Below are 830 nucleotides of genomic sequence, written 5' to 3'. Positions count from 1 at the left end.
GTGAGCTACACCGTGACTGACGGTTCCGGCAGCAATGTCACCTCGACCTTGAACATCAGCGTCACCCCGGTCGATGACAGCTTCACCGACATCAGCGAAACCGTGACCACCAGCGAAGATGCCCCGGTCAGCGGCAGCGTGCTTACCGGGACGTCGAGCGTTGATGGTCCGGTCAGTGTGCTCAACTTCACGGTTGGCGGTACCCAGTACGCCGCCGGTAGCACCGCGACCCTCGCCAACGTTGGCACCCTGGTGCTTGCCGCCAACGGCGCCTACACCTTCACCCCGGCAACCAACTACAACGGCACGGTGCCGGCGGTCAGCTATACCGTCACCGACGGCTCCGGCAGCAATGTCACCTCGACCTTGAACATCAGCGTCACCCCGGTCGATGACAGCTTCACCGACATCAGCGAAACCGTGACCACGGGCGAAGATGCCCCGGTCAGCGGCAGCGTGCTTAACGGGACGTCGAGCGTTGATGGCCCGGTCAGTGTGCTCAACTTCACCATCGGCGAAACCACCTACGCCGCTGGCAGCACCGCGACCGTCGCCAACGTCGGCACCCTGGTGATCGGAACGAACGGCGCCTACACCTTCACTCCGACCGCCAACTACAACGGCGCGGTGCCGACGGTCAGCTATACCGTGACTGACGGCTCCGGCTCCGACGTCACTTCGACCTTGAACATCAGCGTCACCCCGGTCGACGACAGCTTCACCGACATCAGCGAAACCGTGACCACTTCCGAAGACGCTCCGGTGACCGGCAGCGTCCTCACCGGCACCAGCAGCGTCGACGGCGACGTCAGCGTGGTTAACTTCACGGT

At 63.5% G+C, this 830-nt stretch carries 1 protein-coding gene; it reads left to right on the top strand.

Annotation, left to right across the window (positions count from 1 at the left end; translation table 11 throughout):
- On the top strand, nucleotides 1-830 hold an 830-nt coding region (locus WLY71_RS30615; RefSeq protein WP_347806568.1), incomplete at both ends, for a PKD domain-containing protein.

Source organism: Pseudomonas rossensis (genome assembly GCF_039888995.1).
Lineage (GTDB): Bacteria > Pseudomonadota > Gammaproteobacteria > Pseudomonadales > Pseudomonadaceae > Aquipseudomonas > Aquipseudomonas rossensis.
This window is presented reverse-complemented; position numbering and strand designations above follow the sequence as displayed.